Consider the following 353-nt stretch of genomic DNA (forward strand, 5'->3'; position numbering starts at 1 on the left):
GGCGCAAGGTAGTCGTCTTTGGTTGCGGCGGTTTGTCCGGACCATGTCTTGCCGTCGGTGGTGGCGGAGTATTGGTAACCCTCGCCATACGGTGGCGGCAGGTCGGGGTCTGTGTAGGGGGTGGACTGAATGTTCCGGGTGGCGGGGCATTGGCCTATGTTGGCGGGCGGGCGTTGTTGCGGGTTGTTGAGCGCACTGAAGGCGGCATAAAAGTTGGGTATCAATCCGATCATGATCGTTACAGCTCCTGTGTTGAAAGCCTGTTAGAGGCTGTCTTGGGTGAGCTTTGACGAGGGTTCGGTTCCGAGGATGTGTATACCGCGAGCAAGTGAAAAGGCGACTGACGGTTGCGC

General features: G+C 58.4%; 1 protein-coding gene. It reads right to left on the minus strand.

Annotation, left to right across the window (positions count from 1 at the left end; genetic code table 11):
* Positions 1 to 233 (minus strand): hypothetical protein (locus AC0L20_RS40260; protein WP_473295710.1); only part of this gene is annotated, 233 nt, incomplete at its 3' end.
* Positions 234 to 353 lie beyond the last annotated feature (120 nt).

Source organism: Bradyrhizobium sp. Kon58 (assembly GCF_055807455.1).